The organism is Phenylobacterium sp. (genome assembly GCF_036723115.1).
In the GTDB taxonomy this organism is placed as follows: domain Bacteria; phylum Pseudomonadota; class Alphaproteobacteria; order Caulobacterales; family Caulobacteraceae; genus Phenylobacterium.
This window is the reverse complement of sequence record NZ_DAIMHV010000001.1, coordinates 15,104-30,242: the sequence shown is the minus strand read 5'-3', so window position 1 is coordinate 30,242 and position 15,139 is coordinate 15,104. Positions and strand designations below refer to the sequence as shown.

At 69.5% G+C, this 15,139-nt stretch carries 14 protein-coding genes; 10 read left to right on the top strand and 4 right to left on the bottom strand.

Annotated elements, in window-relative coordinates; genetic code table 11:
* Together V7D28_RS00125 and V7D28_RS00120 are read left to right on the top strand one after the other, a co-directional pair.
* A partial coding sequence (locus V7D28_RS00125; protein WP_333585313.1) for a GNAT family N-acetyltransferase occupies positions 1 to 306 on the top strand: 306 nt, incomplete at its 5' end.
* Between the two features lie 32 nt (positions 307 to 338).
* Positions 339 to 1,997 carry a putative bifunctional diguanylate cyclase/phosphodiesterase gene (locus V7D28_RS00120; RefSeq protein WP_333585312.1) on the top strand — a complete coding sequence of 553 codons (1,659 nt, stop codon included), beginning with the start codon at positions 339 to 341 and terminating at the stop codon, positions 1,995 to 1,997.
* 5 nt (positions 1,998 to 2,002) lie between these two features.
* On the opposite strand, the gene V7D28_RS00115 is transcribed toward V7D28_RS00120, so the two are convergent.
* Positions 2,003 to 2,599: a YqgE/AlgH family protein gene (locus V7D28_RS00115; protein WP_333585311.1), complete on the bottom strand. Its 597-nt coding sequence runs from the start codon at positions 2,597 to 2,599 to the stop codon at positions 2,003 to 2,005.
* Positions 2,600 to 2,724: 125 nt separating this feature from the next.
* Between V7D28_RS00115 and V7D28_RS00110 the strand changes: the two genes are divergently transcribed.
* The 4 genes from V7D28_RS00110 to V7D28_RS00095 all read left to right on the top strand — a co-directional run bounded on the left by V7D28_RS00110 (position 2,725) and on the right by V7D28_RS00095 (position 5,936).
* A complete protein-coding gene (locus V7D28_RS00110) occupies positions 2,725 to 3,210 on the top strand; it encodes a peroxiredoxin (protein ID WP_333585310.1) in 486 nt (161 codons plus the stop codon).
* 76 nt (positions 3,211 to 3,286) lie between these two features.
* The gene (locus V7D28_RS00105) at positions 3,287 to 3,991 is read left to right on the top strand and encodes a flavodoxin family protein (protein WP_333585309.1); all 705 of its coding nucleotides are present in this window, start codon (positions 3,287 to 3,289) and stop codon (positions 3,989 to 3,991) included.
* Positions 3,992 to 4,010: 19 nt separating this feature from the next.
* On the top strand, positions 4,011 to 5,264 hold the full coding sequence (locus tag V7D28_RS00100) for a bifunctional alpha/beta hydrolase/OsmC family protein (protein ID WP_333585308.1): 1,254 nt from the start codon (positions 4,011 to 4,013) through the stop codon (positions 5,262 to 5,264).
* 54 nt (positions 5,265 to 5,318) lie between these two features.
* Entirely contained in the window at positions 5,319 to 5,936 is a 618-nt protein-coding gene (locus V7D28_RS00095; protein WP_333585307.1) for a glutathione S-transferase family protein, read from the top strand.
* Positions 5,937 to 5,957: 21 nt separating this feature from the next.
* On the opposite strand, the gene V7D28_RS00090 is transcribed toward V7D28_RS00095, so the two are convergent.
* From V7D28_RS00090 to V7D28_RS00080, 3 genes are read right to left on the bottom strand one after another with little or no spacing between them, the layout of a single operon-like run.
* Complete coding sequence (locus tag V7D28_RS00090; protein WP_333585306.1) at positions 5,958 to 6,698, bottom strand: SIR2 family NAD-dependent protein deacylase; 741 nt, start codon at positions 6,696 to 6,698, stop codon at positions 5,958 to 5,960.
* Positions 6,695 to 7,924 (bottom strand): potassium/proton antiporter, encoded by a 1,230-nt coding sequence (locus V7D28_RS00085; RefSeq protein ID WP_333585305.1) that lies wholly within the window; start codon positions 7,922 to 7,924, stop codon positions 6,695 to 6,697. Before V7D28_RS00085 ends, V7D28_RS00090 begins: the two co-directional genes overlap by 4 nt.
* A 45-nt stretch (positions 7,925 to 7,969) precedes the next feature.
* Positions 7,970 to 9,268 carry a dicarboxylate/amino acid:cation symporter gene (locus tag V7D28_RS00080; RefSeq protein ID WP_333585304.1) on the bottom strand — a complete coding sequence of 433 codons (1,299 nt, stop codon included), beginning with the start codon at positions 9,266 to 9,268 and terminating at the stop codon, positions 7,970 to 7,972.
* Positions 9,269 to 9,550: 282 nt separating this feature from the next.
* Between V7D28_RS00080 and V7D28_RS00075 the strand changes: the two genes are divergently transcribed.
* From V7D28_RS00075 to uca, 4 genes are read left to right on the top strand one after another with little or no spacing between them, the layout of a single operon-like run.
* Positions 9,551 to 10,048, top strand: a complete 498-nt coding sequence (locus V7D28_RS00075) for a CopG family ribbon-helix-helix protein (protein WP_333585303.1) — start codon at positions 9,551 to 9,553, stop codon at positions 10,046 to 10,048.
* Positions 10,045 to 10,872, top strand: a complete 828-nt coding sequence (locus V7D28_RS00070) for an urea amidolyase associated protein UAAP1 (RefSeq protein WP_333585302.1) — start codon at positions 10,045 to 10,047, stop codon at positions 10,870 to 10,872. The genes V7D28_RS00075 and V7D28_RS00070 overlap by 4 nt, the downstream gene beginning before the upstream one ends.
* A gap of 14 nt (positions 10,873 to 10,886) precedes the next feature.
* Entirely contained in the window at positions 10,887 to 11,519 is a 633-nt protein-coding gene (locus V7D28_RS00065; RefSeq protein ID WP_333585301.1) for an urea amidolyase associated protein UAAP2, read from the top strand.
* A 17-nt stretch (positions 11,520 to 11,536) separates the two neighbouring features.
* Positions 11,537 to 15,139, top strand: coding sequence for an urea carboxylase (uca, locus tag V7D28_RS00060; protein ID WP_333585300.1), 3,603 nt, complete (start codon positions 11,537 to 11,539; stop codon positions 15,137 to 15,139).

Below are 15,139 nucleotides of genomic sequence, written 5' to 3'. Positions count from 1 at the left end.
GTCGCCCAGATGGGCACGGTGGGCTACTGGTGCGGCCAGCCCTTCGCCCGCCGGGGACTCACCCTGGCCGCCGCGCGGGCTTTGCAAGGCTTCGCTTTCAGGACCCTGGGCCTTCACCGGCTTGAAGCGGCCTGCCTGCCGCAGAACGCGCCTTCGCGGCGCCTTCTGTTGAAGGCCGGGTTCGAGGAGGAAGGGTTTGCTAAGGCTTATCTGAAAATTAACGGCGTTTGGCGAGATCATGTCCTGTTCGGCATGACCGCGCCTCCCGGCGCCGCCAGCGAGCCGGACGAGATGGTTTCGGTTTAGTCGGCGCTTCGCGCCGATCCGTCGAGAGGCCCATGCCGAGCGATCGTTGGATATGGGACGCGACCACCACCCTGGAGGCCCTGGGCGCGGCTGACGTCGCCCTGTGGTACTGGGAGCCGCAGGCGGATCGCCTTCGTCTGACCGGCGCCACCCGCGCCCTCGGCCTGGGTCCGCTGGCCCCCGACTGCTCGTCCGCCGCCCTTCGCGCCCTGGCCCTGCCGCAGGACCGTGCCCAGGCCGACGACGTGCTCCGCGTCCAGGATCCGGGAACCGAAGTGGCCGCCCGCATCCGCATGCGCGGGGGCGGGATCTGCATCTGGCGCGGCGTCTGGCTGGAAGAGGGCCTGCGCGCCGCCGGCGTGGTGGCCGCCGAGACCCGCTTCGCCGCCAGCAATCTGGACAGTCTGACCGGCCTTCTGGACCGCAAGAGCTTCATCGCCCGGGCGCGGGAACAGCTTCATTCCCCCGGCGCCTATGAACTGGTGGTGGCCGATCTGGACAGGCTGCGGCGCCTGAACGAAGCCCTGGGGCATGAACGCGCCGATCTGGTGCTCGCGGCCCTCGGCTCGCGCCTGGCCGCAGCCTTTCCCCCCGACGCCCTGTTGTCACGGGTCGGCGAGGACGAGTTCGGCGTTCTGGTGCGGCAGGGCGATGTCCCCGCGGTAGACATCCTGCGTGGCGCCATGGAGCGGCCCCTGCGGGTCGCCGGCTTCGACATCCATCCCACCCTGGCCGTGGGCGCGGTGCGCGGTCACGGCGGCGTCGAGGCGCCCGAGGCCGCAGAGCTGCTCCGGCGGGCCGAACTGGCGGTGGAAGCCGCCAAGACCGGCGGGCGGGGCGGGGCGGCCGCCTATGGCCGCGCTCTGGAGACCGACGGCCTCTCCCGTCTGGCGCTGGAGGGCGACCTGCGCGGCGCCATCGGGCGCGGGGAGCTGATGCCCTTCTACCAGCCCATCGTGCGCCTCTCCACGGGCGCGCTTTCGGGCTTCGAGGCCCTGGTGCGCTGGAACCATCCCCGGCGCGGCCTGCTGACCCCTGACCAGTTCCTGCCCCTTTGCGAGGAGATGGGGCTGATGGCGGCGCTCGGCGCGCACATGATGCGGCAGGCTGCGCGGCAGCTGGCGCTGTGGCGGCGCGACCACCATGCGTCCGGCGAGCTGACCGTGGCGGTGAACCTCTCCAGCGGCGAAATCGACCGTCCCGACCTGGTCGAGGACGTGGTGCAGATCCTGTGCGACACCGGTCTGCCCCCCGGCGCCCTGAAGCTGGAAGTGACCGAAAGCGACGTCATGCGCGACCCCGACCGGGCTGCGGTGATCCTGCGCAATCTGCGTCAGGCTGGCGCGGCCCTGGCCCTGGACGACTTCGGGACCGGGTTCTCGTCCCTGTCCTATCTGACCCGTCTGCCCTTCGACACGCTGAAGATCGACCGCTATTTCGTGCGCACCATGGGCTCCGACGAGGGTTCGGCCAAGATCGTCTCCTCAGTGGTCAAGCTTGGCCAGGATCTGGCGCTCGAGGTGGTGGCCGAAGGCGTCGAGAACGCCGGCATGGCCCGCCAGCTCCTGGCGCTCGGCTGCGACTACGGCCAGGGCTTCGGTTACGCTCCGGCGCTCTCGCCACAGGAGGCCGAGGTCTATCTCAACGAAAGCTATGTGGACGGCGCCGCGCCCGTGAAGCGGCGCGGCTGACCGCCTCAGGCCTGTCCCGCTGAGGCGCTCAGAAAGCCCGGATCGACGCCGATCTTGGCCAGGGCCTGGGACCATTTGTGGTCATGGTCGTCGCCGAACAGCAGGGCCTCGTCCGCAGGGCAGGTGAGCCAGACGTTCTCGCGGATTTCGCGCTCCAGCTGGCCCGCCCCCCAGCCGGCATAGCCCAGCGCCATCAGGCTGCGGCGCGGCCCCTCGCCGTGAGCCAGGCGCTCCAGCACCTCGCGGGTGGCGGTGAGCGCCATGCCCGGCGCCACGGAAAGGCTGTTCTCGCTGTGATAATCGTCGGTGTGCAGGACGAAGCCCCGCTCCCGCTCCACAGGCCCGCCCAGCAGCACAGGCTCATCCAGGGCCGAGCTGGCGCTCGACTGGGGGGTGATGCTCAGTCGGTCGAGAAGGTCTGAGAGCATCAGCCCATCCAGGGGACGGTTCACCGCCAGTCCCATGGCGTGGTCCTCGTCATGGGCGCAGATCAGCACCACGGCCCGCTCGAACCGCGGATCACCGATGCCGGGCATGGCGATCAGCAGCTGGCCCGAGAGATAGCCTCCCGGATCCTCGAGGGTGGGTTCGTGCTCAGACATGTCATTTAGTTTGGGCCATCATGCGGCGCTTTCAAGACAGGATCGACCCGCCGGCTTGAAGGCGTGGGGCGATGAGTTATCTGGAGGCGAGGCGCATCCGCGCCGACAATCCAAGGAGCTCGACCATGGCCATCAAAGTTGGCGACAAGCTGCCCAGCGTGACCCTCACCCAGGCCACCATGGACGGGCCCAAGCCCGTGTCGACCGATGACTTCTTCAAGGGCAAGACGGTGGCTCTGTTTGCGGTGCCAGGCGCCTTCACCCCCACCTGCTCGGCCCGCCATCTGCCCGGCTATGTGGACAAGGCCGAGGCGATCCGGGGCAAGGGCGTGGACGTCATCGCCTGCCTGTCGGTGAACGACGCCTTCGTGATGAAGGCCTGGGGGGAAGCCCAGTCCGTGGGCGACGACGTGGTGATGCTGGCCGATGGCAGCGGCGACTTCACCCGCGCGGTGGACCTGACCATGGACGCCGCCAAGTTCGGCATGGGCGAGCGTTCGCAGCGCTATTCGATGATCGTCAAGGACGGCGTCGTCCAGGAACTGAACGTCGAGGAGCCCGGCGAATTCCGCGTCTCGTCGGCGGAATATCTGATGGAGCAGCTCGGCTGAGGGAACCGCGGCGCTTACCGGGGAACGGGGCCGGGCGGGGACCGTTCGGCCTTCACCCTTCCCACGGAGCGCCGCCATGGCCCGCTACGACGATCTCCGCGCCCTCTACATCAACTGCAGCCTCAAGCCTTCCGGCCAGGGCTCCAACACCCAGGCGCTGATGGCGGTCGCCATCGGCGTCATGCAGGCCAACGGGGTCTCCTGCGAGGCGATCCGGGCGGTGGACTTCGACATCGCCCCAGGCGTTCAGCCTGACATGCGCCAGGCGGGCTTCCCCCAGGACGCCTGGCCCGACATCCAGGCCAAGGTCATGGCCGCCGACATCCTGGTCATCGGCACGCCCATCTGGCTGGGCGATAAGTCATCGGTCTGCACCCGGGTGATCGAGCGGCTCTACGGCTATTCGGGCGAGCTCAACGACAAGGGCCAGTACGCCTATTACGGCCGGACGGCGGGATGCATCGTCACCGGCAATGAGGACGGCGCCAAACACTGCGCCATGAACCTGCTCTATTCCCTGCAGCACCTGGGCTATGTGATTCCGCCCCAGGCCGACGCCGGCTGGGTGGGCGAGGCCGGGCCGGGACCTTCCTACGCCGATGACGGGTCCGGCGGACCGCAGAATGACTTCACCCAGCGCAACACCACCTTCGCGGCCTGGAATCTGATGCATATGGCGCGCATGCTGAAGGACGCGGGCGGCGTGCCCACCCATGGAAATCTGCCCAAGGCCTGGGCGGCGGGCGCCCGCTTCGACCATCCCAATCCCGAATATCGCTGAGCTCCCCGCAGGAGGCGTCATGCCCACCGAGAGGTTCGACTTCCAGAACGCCGCCGGCCGGCGCCTGTCCGGCGAGGTGGAGACCGGCCCCGGGCCCGTGCGGGCCTATGCGGTCTTCGCCCACTGCTTCACCTGCGACCGGCGCGCCCTGGCCGCGGTGCGTGTCAGCCGGGCTCTGGCCCGGCGGGGGATCGGCGTGCTGCGGTTCGACTTCACCGGACTGGGCGACAGCGAGGGGGCGTTCGGCGAAGGCCTCTCCGCCGACGTCGCAGATCTTGTCGCTGCCGTGGAGGCGATGAACGCCGCCGGTCGGACGGTGCGCCTGCTGGTGGGCCACAGTTTTGGGGGAGCCGCCGTTTTGGCCGCCGCCGGGTCGTGCGAGAGCGTGCGCGCCGTCGCGGTGATCAATGCGCCGGCCTCGGCTGAACACGTCCTGCGCCACATCGACCCGGTGGTCGGCGAGGCGGGCGCCCGCGTGCCTGTGGAGATTGCGGGGCGCAGCTTCACCCTGGGCCAGGATTTCGTCGCCGACCTCGCGCGGCAGGACCAGGGCCGGCGGATCCATGAACTGCGCCGCGCCCTGCTGATCCTGCACGCGCCCCTGGATCAGGTGGTGGGCATCGACAACGCCACCGACATCTTCGTGGCCGCCCGCCATCCCAAGAGCTTCGTCTCGCTCGACAGCGCTGATCATCTGCTGTCCGACCGCCAGGACGCCGACTATGCCGCCCAGGTGATCGCCGCCTGGGGTGAACGCTACATGGACGCGGGCGACACGCCGCAACCGGCAGACCGCGAGGCGGTGCGCGTGGAGGAGACCGGCGCCGGCAAGTTCCAGGTCGAGGTCCAGGCCGGCCCGTCGGTCTTCCTCGCCGACGAGCCCCTGGACGTGGGCGGGCTCGACAGCGGTCCCAGCCCGTACGACCTCCTGTCCGCCGCCCTGGGCGCCTGCACGGCCATGACCTGCCGCATGTATGCCGACCGCAAGGGTTGGCCTTTGACGAAGGTCAGCGTCGAGGTGACGCATGAGGCGCGCAAGGCCGATCGTCTCGACCGCTTCACCCGGGAGATCGGCCTTGAGGGAGACCTGGACGCCGACCAGCGCCAGCGGTTGATCGAGATCGCCGAGAAGTGTCCGGTCCATCGCACCCTGACCGAGGGCGCGGAGGTCGAGACCCGCGCCGGCCCTGAGCCCGCCCCGGTGACCGGGGCCCTGGACGCGCGCGACCATGTGGCGGGCATGGAGCGCGTCTGCGCCGAGGGGGAGCCTTGACCCCGGCGCCTCGCCCGCGCCCAATGGCCCTGGCAAAGCCAGGGAGGCGTCGCGGTGAAACTCTATAATTCCACAGGCCCGAACCCGCACGTGGTGCGCATGTTCATCGCCGAGAAGGGGCTCAGCCTCCCGGTCGAGGCGGTGGACCTGATGGCCGGGGAGAACCGGCGCCCGCCCTATGCGGACAAGGTCAATGTGGCGGGCCAGACCCCGGCGCTGGAACTGGATGACGGGACCGTCGTCTGCGAGGTCACGGCCATCTGCGAATATCTGGAAGAGGCCTTTCCACAACCGCCGCTCATCGGGTCGACGGCCCAGGAGCGGGCGGAGACCCGGATGTGGACCCGGCGCATCGACCTCAACATCGTCGAGCCCCTGGCTGGAGGCTTCCGCGCCGCGGAGGGTCGACAGATCTTCGAGCCGCGCATGCGCCTGGTTCGTCTCGAGGCGGCCGAGGATCTGAAGGCCATCGCGCGGGACAAGCTCCTGTGGCTGGACGCCCAGATGGCGGGCAAGACCTTCGTCTGCGGCCCCCGCTTCACCCTGGCCGACATCCTGCTGTTCTGCTTCCTGGCCTTCGGCGCCCGGGTCGGCCAGCCCTTGCCGACTGAGGCCAGCCACATCGCCGCCTGGTTCGAGCGGGTGAAGGGCCGGGAGAGCGCCTCGGCCTGAGGTGAGCCGGTCACCCCCGGTTCAGGGAACGATCTCGCTGAGGGTGGGGCCGATCTCGTCGTGCAGCACGAGGTCGGCATAGACGTCCTGATCGGTGGGCTCGCGGTTGACGATGCCCAGCGCCGCGCCCCGGCGCTTGGCCAGGATGGGGAAGTCGGCGGCGGGATAGACCACCAGGCTCGAGCCCAGGACCAGGAACAGGTCGCAGGCCAGGGTGGCGGCGCGGGCGCGCAGCATTTCCCGTTCCGGCATGGACTGGCCGAAGGAGATGGTGGCGGTCTTCACCAGGTCGCCGCACTCCCGACAGGTGGGAATGGCGTCGGTGGCCTCGAACGCCCGCTTCAGATCGTCCAGCTCATGGCGGGTGTGGCAGGACAGGCACTTGGCGTAGCTGGCGTTGCCGTGCAGTTCGATCACCTTGTCGGCGGGGACGCCGGAGGCCTGGTGGAGATTGTCCACATTCTGGGTGATCACCGCCCCCACCTTGCCGCGCGCCACCAGCCGGGCGACCGCATGGTGGCCGGCGTTGGGTTCGCGCCCGGTCCAGCCCGCGCGGCCAGAAAAGGCGCGCGTCCAGGCCTCGCGCCGCTTCTCCTCGCTGGAAATGAACTCCTGGAAGTAGATGGGCTTCATCCGGCTCCAGACGCCGCCCGGACTGCGGAAGTCGGGAATGCCGGACTCCGTGGAGATGCCGGCGCCGGTGAAGACGGCGATGTTGGCCGCCTGGTCGATCAGCCGGGCGAGTTCGGCGCGCCCGCTCATGGGACGACCTCCGGCTCGGCCTCTGGGGCGGCTGGGGCGCGGCCCAGGCCCAGACGCTGGGCCATGAGGCCGATGGTCGGCCCCTGGATCAGGCTGGAGGCCAGGACCACGAAGAAGACGATGTTGAACATGGTCTGGCCGTTCTCCACCCCCGCCACGATGCCGAAGGTCGCCAGCACGATGGGCACAGCCCCCCTCAGGCCCGCCCAGGAGACGAAGATCTTGGCCCGCCAGTCAAAGGCCTTGAAGGGCGCCAGGCTGATGAAGACGCTGGCCGGCCGCGCCACCAGCATCAGGATCGCCGTGATCGCCAGCCCCTCCAGCGCCACGCCGGGCAGCTGGTGGGGGAAGACCAGCAGGCCAAGCGTCAGGAACATCACCACCTGGGCCAGCCAGGCCAGACCGTCCATGAACTGAGAAACCGCGCGCCGGCCAGGATACTCCCGGTTGCCGGCGACGATCCCGGCCGCATAGGCCGCCAGGAAGCCGCTGCCGCCCGCCACCCCCGCCAGGCCGAAGGCCATCATTGCCGCGGCGATGGCCACCACCAGGAATAGCCCGCCTTGGCGCAGGCGCGTCTTCTTCAGCAGCAGTGCAAAGCCAAAGCCGCAGGCCGCGCCGATTCCGGCGCCCAGCAGCATCTGGATGGCGAAGTCCGGCAGAAAGCCCGCCACAGAGACCCCCGGCAGGGCGATCATGGCCAGGGCCACCCCCACGAGGAAAATGGCCATGGGATCGTTGGAGCCGCTTTCCAGCTCGATCAGGCTGAGCACGTCTTCCCGCAGGCGCGTCTCCTGGGTCCGCAGGACGGCGAAGACCGCCGCGGCGTCGGTGGAGGCGATGACGCTGCCCAGCAGGAAGCCCTGAAGCGGGCTGAAATCCAGCAGGACCACCGTGGCCAGGGTGACGATGCCGGCGCTGATCAGGACGCCCACGGTGGCCAGCACCAAGGCCGGGCTCAGCACCGGGCGCACCGCCTTCCAGGGGGTGTCCAGGCCCCCGGAGAACAGGATGAAGATCAGACAGGCCACCCCCAGGGTCTGGGCCATCTGGTAGTCGGCGAAGCCGATGCCGCCGGGCCCGTCGGAGCCGGCGAGCATGCCCAGGGCCAGAAAGCCGATCAGGGCGGGAACGCCGAACCGGCTGGACAGGGTGCCTGCGATCACCGTGGTGAGCAGGAGAACGCCCGAGATCAGAAAGCCGAGTTCGGGCGTGATGAAATCCATAGGCGACTAATGGGGAAAGCCGGCCCGGCTCGCAAGGCGTAAGGCCTATTCCACGGGCTTGGCGCGATAGGCCTCCTCGTCCAGCTCGCCTTCCCACTTGGCCACGGTGACGGCGACGGCGAGGTCGGAGGTGTTGTTGGCCACGGTGCGGGTCATGTCCAGCAGCCGATCGAAGGGCAGGACGAAACCGACCACCAGCGCGGTCTGGGCCGGCGTCACCCCCATGGAGGTCAGCACCGCCGCCAGCATGAAGAGCGAGGCCGAAGGAATGGGCGCAGTGCCCACCGACACCAGGATGGTGGTCAGTCCGGCCAGCAGATACTGGGTCACGGTCAGCTCGATCCCGAACGCCTGGGCGGCGAACATGGCCAGCAGGCCGATGTAGAGCGCCGTGCCATCCATGGAGACTGTGGTGCCCAGGGGCAGGGCCGTGGAGGCCACCGTATGGCTCACCCCCAGGTTCTTCTCGGCCACCCGCATGGACACCGGCAGGGTGGCGGCGCTGGACGAGGTGGAGAAGGCCACCATCACCGCGTCGGGGATGTCGCGGAAGAAAGGCAGGATGGGCAGGCCCGCCATAAGCCGCAGCATGCCTCCATGGACCACCAGGATATGCAGCACGCAGCCCAACAGCAGGGCCGCGGCCAGCAGGAAAATATTGTAGAAGACGCTGAGGCCCGCCGTGCCCATCACCCAGGCCATGAGGGCGAACACGCCGAAGGGCGCCACCTCCATCACCAGACGGGTGATGTAAAGGATCACGTCCACCCCGGAATCAAAGAGCTTGCGGATCGGGTCGGCCTTCTCGCCCAGGGCCAGGATGGCGGCCCCCACCAGGAACGAGAAGAAGATCACGGCCAGGATGTCGCCATTGGCCAGGGCCTGGACGGGGTTGAGGGGGACGATGCCGAGCAGCTGCTCGCTGACCGGCGGCGCCGACCCCACCACTTCGGGCGTCACCTCGGCGAAGCTCACCCCTTGGCCTGGGCCGAACAGCAGCCCCATGGCCATGCCGACCCCCACCGCGATGGCGGTGGTCAGCAGATAGAGGAAGATGGTCTTGGCCCCGATGGAGCCCAGCCGCCGCGGGTCGCCCATGCCGGCCACCCCGGCCACGATGGAGACGAAGACCAGAGGCACGACGATCATCCGGATCAGCCGCACGAACAGGTCGCCCAGCCACTTGATCCCCGCCGCCTGCTCACCCAGCAGCAAACCTGCGGCGATCCCCAGCACCAGGGCGATCAGAATCCGCTTCCACAGGACGACATCGAACCACCAGCGCTGAAGAAAGCTGCGCTTGGCCGGCGAGTCCTCGCTGGCGGGGGAAGGGGAAACTGACATGCAATGCTCGTGGTCCAGGGCCGCCCGCGGCGGCAGGTAAGGCGCAGGTTTAAGGAGGTTCCCGCCGCGCGCCAATCATTCTCGCCCCACTGGTGGGCTGGAGGCGACATGGCAAGGCGTCCGCTTGCCCCGCCAAGGCACGCCGGACCAGGAGACCGGCGCCGCCTGCGGCCTGGGCGCCCTGACCGCTCGGGCGCCCAAACTTCGGGCGGGGCCTGGACCTGGCGCGGATGCGGTATTACGAATATTGACAATCGTAATACCGAAGGCCTCCATCCTCCCATGAGCGTCGAACCCATATCCCAGCTGGCGCGCCTGAGCGTCAGCCTGCCGGCCGAGCTTCTTTCCCAGCTGGACGCCATGGTCGCCGAGCGCGGCCTGCCCAGCCGCTCGCAGATGATCGCCGAACTGATTCGCCATGAGCTGGCCGAGCACAGTGAGGGCCAGGACGGCGCCGTCCTGGCCGGCACGGTGACCCTGATCTACCGAGCCGACAGCGGCAGGGTCCGCCAGGCCCTGGCCCAGGCCCAATCGACCTTCCTGAAGGAGGTGATCTCCTCTCAGCACGTCTTCCTGGAGGACGACCAGTCCCTGGAGGTCCTGCTGGTGCAGGGGCCCTCGGAGCGGCTGCACCAGTTGTGCGACGAACTTCGGCGGGTGCGCGGGGTCAACCAGATCCGCTTGGTGACCACCCGGGCCCTTCTGCCGCCGCTGCACGCCCACAGCCGGGGCCAGGCGTCCGACGCCTCCGCGCCCGCCGCCCGGGGAGGCGCCCGATGACCTCGTCCACGGCCGACCCGAAGAGCGCTCAGGCCCATGCCCGGGCCCAGGGCGGAACCCGGGTTCAGTCCATGCCGACCCTCCCCCCCGGCGAGGGACCCGAACGCCCGGCCGACGTGGCGCCGGAGGACATGGTGTGGGCCGAGACCCTGGCGCCGGGGGGGTATGGCGCCAAGCGGCTGGCTCGCGGCGCCCGCCTGCGTCTGACCGATATCGACGGCGACGCCTGCGCCTCCATGCTGGTGTTCAACGCCGAAAGCCCGGTGGAGCGCCTGAACGTCGCCGATACGGTCAAGGTGCAGTGGAACGCCTATCTGGGCGAAGGCCGGCTGCTGCTGTCGGACATGGGCCGGGTCCTTTTCAGCATCCTGGAGGACACCGCCGGCGCCCATGACGCCTTCTGCGGGGCGTCGAACGCCGCCTCCAACGCCCGACTCTATGGCGAGGGCGACAACTGGGGTCCCCACCCCAACGCCCGTGACCGCTTCGCCCTGGGCGTGGCCAAGTTCGGTCTGGGGCGAAAGGACATCCACCCCTGCATCAACTGGTTCAAGGGGGTGCGGATCGGCGCCGACGGCGAGGTGGAGACCTCCGCAGGTCCGTTCCCGCCGGGCCGCCGGGTGACCCTGCGGGCGGAAATGGACGTCATCGTCGTGCTGGCCAACTGCCCCCATGTGCGCGACCCGCGGCCCGCCTATCGGGTGACGCCTCTGCAGGTGGCCGCCTGGCGCGGCCCGCCCACGCCGCCGGACGATCCCATCCGCCAAGCGACGCCGGAGGGCCTGCGCGCCTTCCTGAACGTCGAAGACTATTACCGTCGCTGAAGGAGGCGCCCGCCATGTCCGACCCTGTCCTGGCCGGTCTGCCCGCCCGCATCATCCACGACGAGATCGTGCCCGCCCGCGCGCCCTGGGACCATGTGGTGCGGGCCGGCGAGGTTCTGCGCATTGTCGATCTGGAGGGCAACCAGGCCGTCGACTTCCTGATGTACGCCCTGGCCGATGACGCTGAACGCTATAGCGCCCAGGACACCATCGCCGCCCAGGGCAACATCTTCCTGAAGACCGGCTCGGTCCTGTTGTCCAATGAGGGGAACCCCATGGCCACCGTGCTTGGCACCTCGGTGGCCTATCACGACACCATCGGCGGCGCCTGCTCCTGCGAGAGCAACACCCTACGCTATGGCCATCACACCAAGAGCCAGCACGCCTGCGTCGAGAATTTCCTGCAGGCCAACGCCCGGCACGGGCGGGGCAAGCGCGACATGGTCTCCAACATCAACTGGTTCATGAATGTGCCGGTGGAGGCCGACGGGGCGCTGGGCATCGTCGACGGCATTTCGGCGCCGGGCCTCTATGTGGACATCCGCGCCGAGATGGACCTGGTGGCGGTGGTCTCCAACTGTCCGCAGATCAACAATCCCTGCAACGGCTTCAACCCGACGCCGGTGCGCATGATCATCGCCGCCTGATCAGGACGAGGCCGTCTGTGTTTTCCAAGGTTCTCGTCGCCAATCGCGGCGCCATCGCCTGCCGGATCATCCGCACCCTCCGGCGCATGGGGGTCGGCTCGGTGGCGGTGTTCTCCGACGCCGATGCGGGCTCCCTGCATGTGAGCCAGGCCGACGAGGCCGTGCGCCTGGGTCCGGCCGCGGCGTCCCAGAGCTATCTGAACATTCCCGCCATTCTGGAGGCCGCCCGCGCCACCGGCGCCCAGGCGATCCATCCGGGATATGGCTTCCTGTCGGAGAACGCGGCCTTCGCCGAGGCCTGCGAGGCCGCCGGCATCGCCTTCATTGGTCCGACCCCGGACAATATCCGCGCCTTCGGGCTGAAGCACACGGCACGCGACCTGGCCCAGGCCCATGGCGTGCCGCTGGCGCCGGGCACCGACCTGCTCACCGACGCCCCCGCCGCCCTGGCCGCGGCCGAGGCCATCGGCTTTCCGGTGATCCTCAAGGCCACCGCCGGCGGCGGGGGCATCGGCATGCGGGTCTGCGAGGACGCCGCGGCCGTGGCCGAGGCCTTCGCCCAGGTCAGCCGGCTGGCGGGCAGCAACTTCGCCGACGGCGGGGTCTTCCTGGAGCGGTTCGTCCGCCAGGCCCGCCACATCGAGGTGCAGGTGTTCGGCGACGGCCAGGGCGCGGTGGCGGCGCTCGGCGAACGGGACTGTTCCTTGCAACGCCGCAACCAGAAGGTCATCGAGGAGACCCCGGCCCCCCACCTGCCGGCCGCCACGCGCCAGGCCCTGATCGAGGCCGCCGTGCGTCTGGCCGCCGCGGCCCGCTACCGATCGGCCGGCACGGTGGAGTTTCTCTATGACGCCGAGCGGGACGACTTCTTCTTCCTCGAGGTCAACACCCGCCTGCAGGTGGAGCACGGGGTCACCGAACAGGTCACCGGCGTGGATCTGGTGGAATGGATGGTCCGCGGGGCGGCGGGCGATTTCACCTTTCTGGACGGCTTCGAGGCCCGGCCATTGGGCGCCTCCATCCAGGCCAGGCTCTATGCTGAGGATCCCGGCCAGGACTACCGGCCCTCGTCCGGGGTGCTGACGGAGGTCGTCTTTCCAGAGGGCGTGCGGGCCGACTCCTGGGTGGTGGACGGCGCCGAGGTCTCGGCCCATTACGACCCCCTGCTGGCCAAGCTGATCGTGACGGCGCCCACGCGGGAAGCCGCGGTCCAGGCCCTGGCGGACGCCCTGGACGAAACCCGGCTGGCGGGGCTGGAGACCAATCTGGAGTGGCTGCGCCAGGTGGCGCGGAGCGAGGCCTTCGTCTCCGGCCAGGTGTCCACCCGCGCCCTGTCGGAGATCGCCTTTTCGCCGCAGACCGTCCGGGTGCTCAGCGGCGGCCCGGCCACCACGGTCCAGGACTATCCCGGCCGGGAAGGCTTCTGGGACGTGGGCGTGCCGCCTTCCGGACCCATGGACGCCCTTTCGTTCCGCCTGGGCAACCGGCTGCTGGGCAATCCGGAGACGGCGGCGGGACTGGAGATCACGGCCCTTGGGCCGACGCTTCTCTTCAACCGCCCCGCGCGCGCCTGCCTGACCGGCGCCCGGCTGGAGGCCAGCCTCGACGGCATGGCGGTGGAGGCGGGGGTTCCCTTCGACATCGCCGCGGGTCAGACCCTGAAGCTTGGCCGGGTGGCGGGCGCGGGCCTTCGGGCCTACCTGCTGCTGGCAGGCGGGCTGGACGTTCCGGCCTATCTGGGCAGCCGGTCCAGCTTCACCCTTGGCGGCTTCGGCGGTCATGCCGGGCGCACCCTGGCGGCCGGCGATGTGCTGCGGATCGGTGAGGCCCGCGGCGCGCCGGCCCGCCCGCCACTGGCCGACCATGAGCAACCGGGCCTGGATCGCCACTGGACCCTGCGCGTGCTCAGCGGCCCGCACGGGGCGCCGGACTTCTTCACGCCGGACGATGTGGCGATGATCGCCAGCGCCCGGTGGCGCGTGCACTACAATTCCAATCGCACCGGAGTTCGGCTGATCGGTCCCAAGCCGGAATGGGCCAGGCGCGACGGGGGCGAGGCGGGGCTCCACCCCTCCAACATCCATGACAACGCCTACGCCATCGGCGCGGTGGATTTCACCGGCGACATGCCGATCATCCTGGGTCCGGACGGCCCGTCCCTGGGGGGCTTCGTCTGCCCGTTTGTGATCATCCAGGCCGATCTCTGGAAGACAGGCCAGCTGGCGCCCGGCGACACGGTGGCGTTCGAAGTGGTGAGCGACGCTGTCGCCGTCGCCGCCGAGCGCGCCCAGGACGCCCTAGTGATGGGCGCGCCGCCCCCGCCAGCGCCCCCGCCGGCCTCAGGGCGCCAGAGCCCGATCCTTGGCCAGATCGAGGCCATCGGCCACCGTCCCGCGGTCGTCTATCGCCGCCAGGGGGATCGCCACCTGCTGGTGGAGTACGGCCCCATCGTGCTGGACCTGGAACTGCGCCTGCGCATCCACGCCCTGATGCTGGAGCTCAAGGCCCTGGACCTGCCCGGCGTCATCGACATCACCCCGGGCGTGCGCTCGCTGCAGGTGCACTATGACAGCCGCATCCTGTCCCAGGGCGACCTGGTGCGGACGCTGGCCGAGGCCGAAGACCGGCTGGGCGGGCTGGATGATTTCGAGATCCCCTCGCGGGTGGTGCATCTTCCGCTCTCGTGGAAGGACCCGGCCATCTACGAGACCATCGACAAGTACATGGCCTCGGTGCGCGACGACGCCCCCTGGTGCCCTGACAACATCGAGTTCATCCGGCGGATCAACGGCCTGGCCAGCGAGGAGGACGTTCACCGCATCGTCTTCGACGCCCGCTACCTGGTGATGGGGCTGGGGGATGTCTATCTGGGCGCGCCGGTGGCCACGCCCATCGACCCGCGCCACCGGCTGGTGACCACCAAGTACAATCCCGCCCGCACCTGGACCCCCCCCAATGTGGTGGGGATCGGCGGGGCGTATATGTGCATCTACGGCATGGAGGGACCGGGGGGCTATCAGCTGTTCGGCCGCACCATCCAGGTGTGGAACACCTATCGCCAGACCAGGGCCTTCACCGAGGGCAAGCCCTGGCTGCTGCGCTTCTTCGACCAGATCCGCTTCTTCCCCGTGAGCCACGATGAGCTGACGGAATGGCGGCGGGACTTCCCCCTGGGTCGTCGGGAGATCAGGATCGAGGCGGAGACCTTCCGCCTGGCCGACTACCGCGCCTTCCTGGCGAAGAACGCCGCCGACATCGCGCAATTCCAGCAGACCCGCCAGGCCGCCTTCGACGCCGAGCGGGCCGACTGGGAAAGGCGCGGGGAGTTCACCCGGGTCGAGGCCCTGGCCAGCGCCGCCGACGAGGCCGCCGCCCCGGCCCAGATCGTTGTTCCTGACGGCGCCGAACTGGTGGAGGCGCCCCTGGGCGGCAGCGTCTGGAAGATGCTCGTCAAGCCCGGCGACCTGGTCGAGAAGGGGGCGGTGATCGCCGTCATCGAGGCCATGAAGACCGAGTGCGACGTCCACAGCCCCATGGCCGGCGTGGTCCGCCAGGTCTATGCGCAGGAGCGTCAGGCCGTGGCCCCCGGCGCCCCCATGATCGCCCTGGAGCAGGCCTGA

Coding starts and splice junctions, on each gene's coding strand:
- V7D28_RS00120 (WP_333585312.1), top strand. CDS start 339: ATGCCGAGCGATCGTTGGATATGGGACGCGACCACCACCCTGGAGGCC.
- V7D28_RS00115 (WP_333585311.1), bottom strand. CDS start 2,599: ATGTCTGAGCACGAACCCACCCTCGAGGATCCGGGAGGCTATCTCTCG.
- V7D28_RS00110 (WP_333585310.1), top strand. CDS start 2,725: ATGGCCATCAAAGTTGGCGACAAGCTGCCCAGCGTGACCCTCACCCAG.
- V7D28_RS00105 (WP_333585309.1), top strand. CDS start 3,287: ATGGCCCGCTACGACGATCTCCGCGCCCTCTACATCAACTGCAGCCTC.
- V7D28_RS00100 (WP_333585308.1), top strand. CDS start 4,011: ATGCCCACCGAGAGGTTCGACTTCCAGAACGCCGCCGGCCGGCGCCTG.
- V7D28_RS00090 (WP_333585306.1), bottom strand. CDS start 6,698: ATGAGCGGGCGCGCCGAACTCGCCCGGCTGATCGACCAGGCGGCCAAC.
- V7D28_RS00085 (WP_333585305.1), bottom strand. CDS start 7,924: ATGGATTTCATCACGCCCGAACTCGGCTTTCTGATCTCGGGCGTTCTC.
- V7D28_RS00080 (WP_333585304.1), bottom strand. CDS start 9,268: ATGTCAGTTTCCCCTTCCCCCGCCAGCGAGGACTCGCCGGCCAAGCGC.
- V7D28_RS00075 (WP_333585303.1), top strand. CDS start 9,551: ATGAGCGTCGAACCCATATCCCAGCTGGCGCGCCTGAGCGTCAGCCTG.
- V7D28_RS00070 (WP_333585302.1), top strand. CDS start 10,045: ATGACCTCGTCCACGGCCGACCCGAAGAGCGCTCAGGCCCATGCCCGG.
- V7D28_RS00065 (WP_333585301.1), top strand. CDS start 10,887: ATGTCCGACCCTGTCCTGGCCGGTCTGCCCGCCCGCATCATCCACGAC.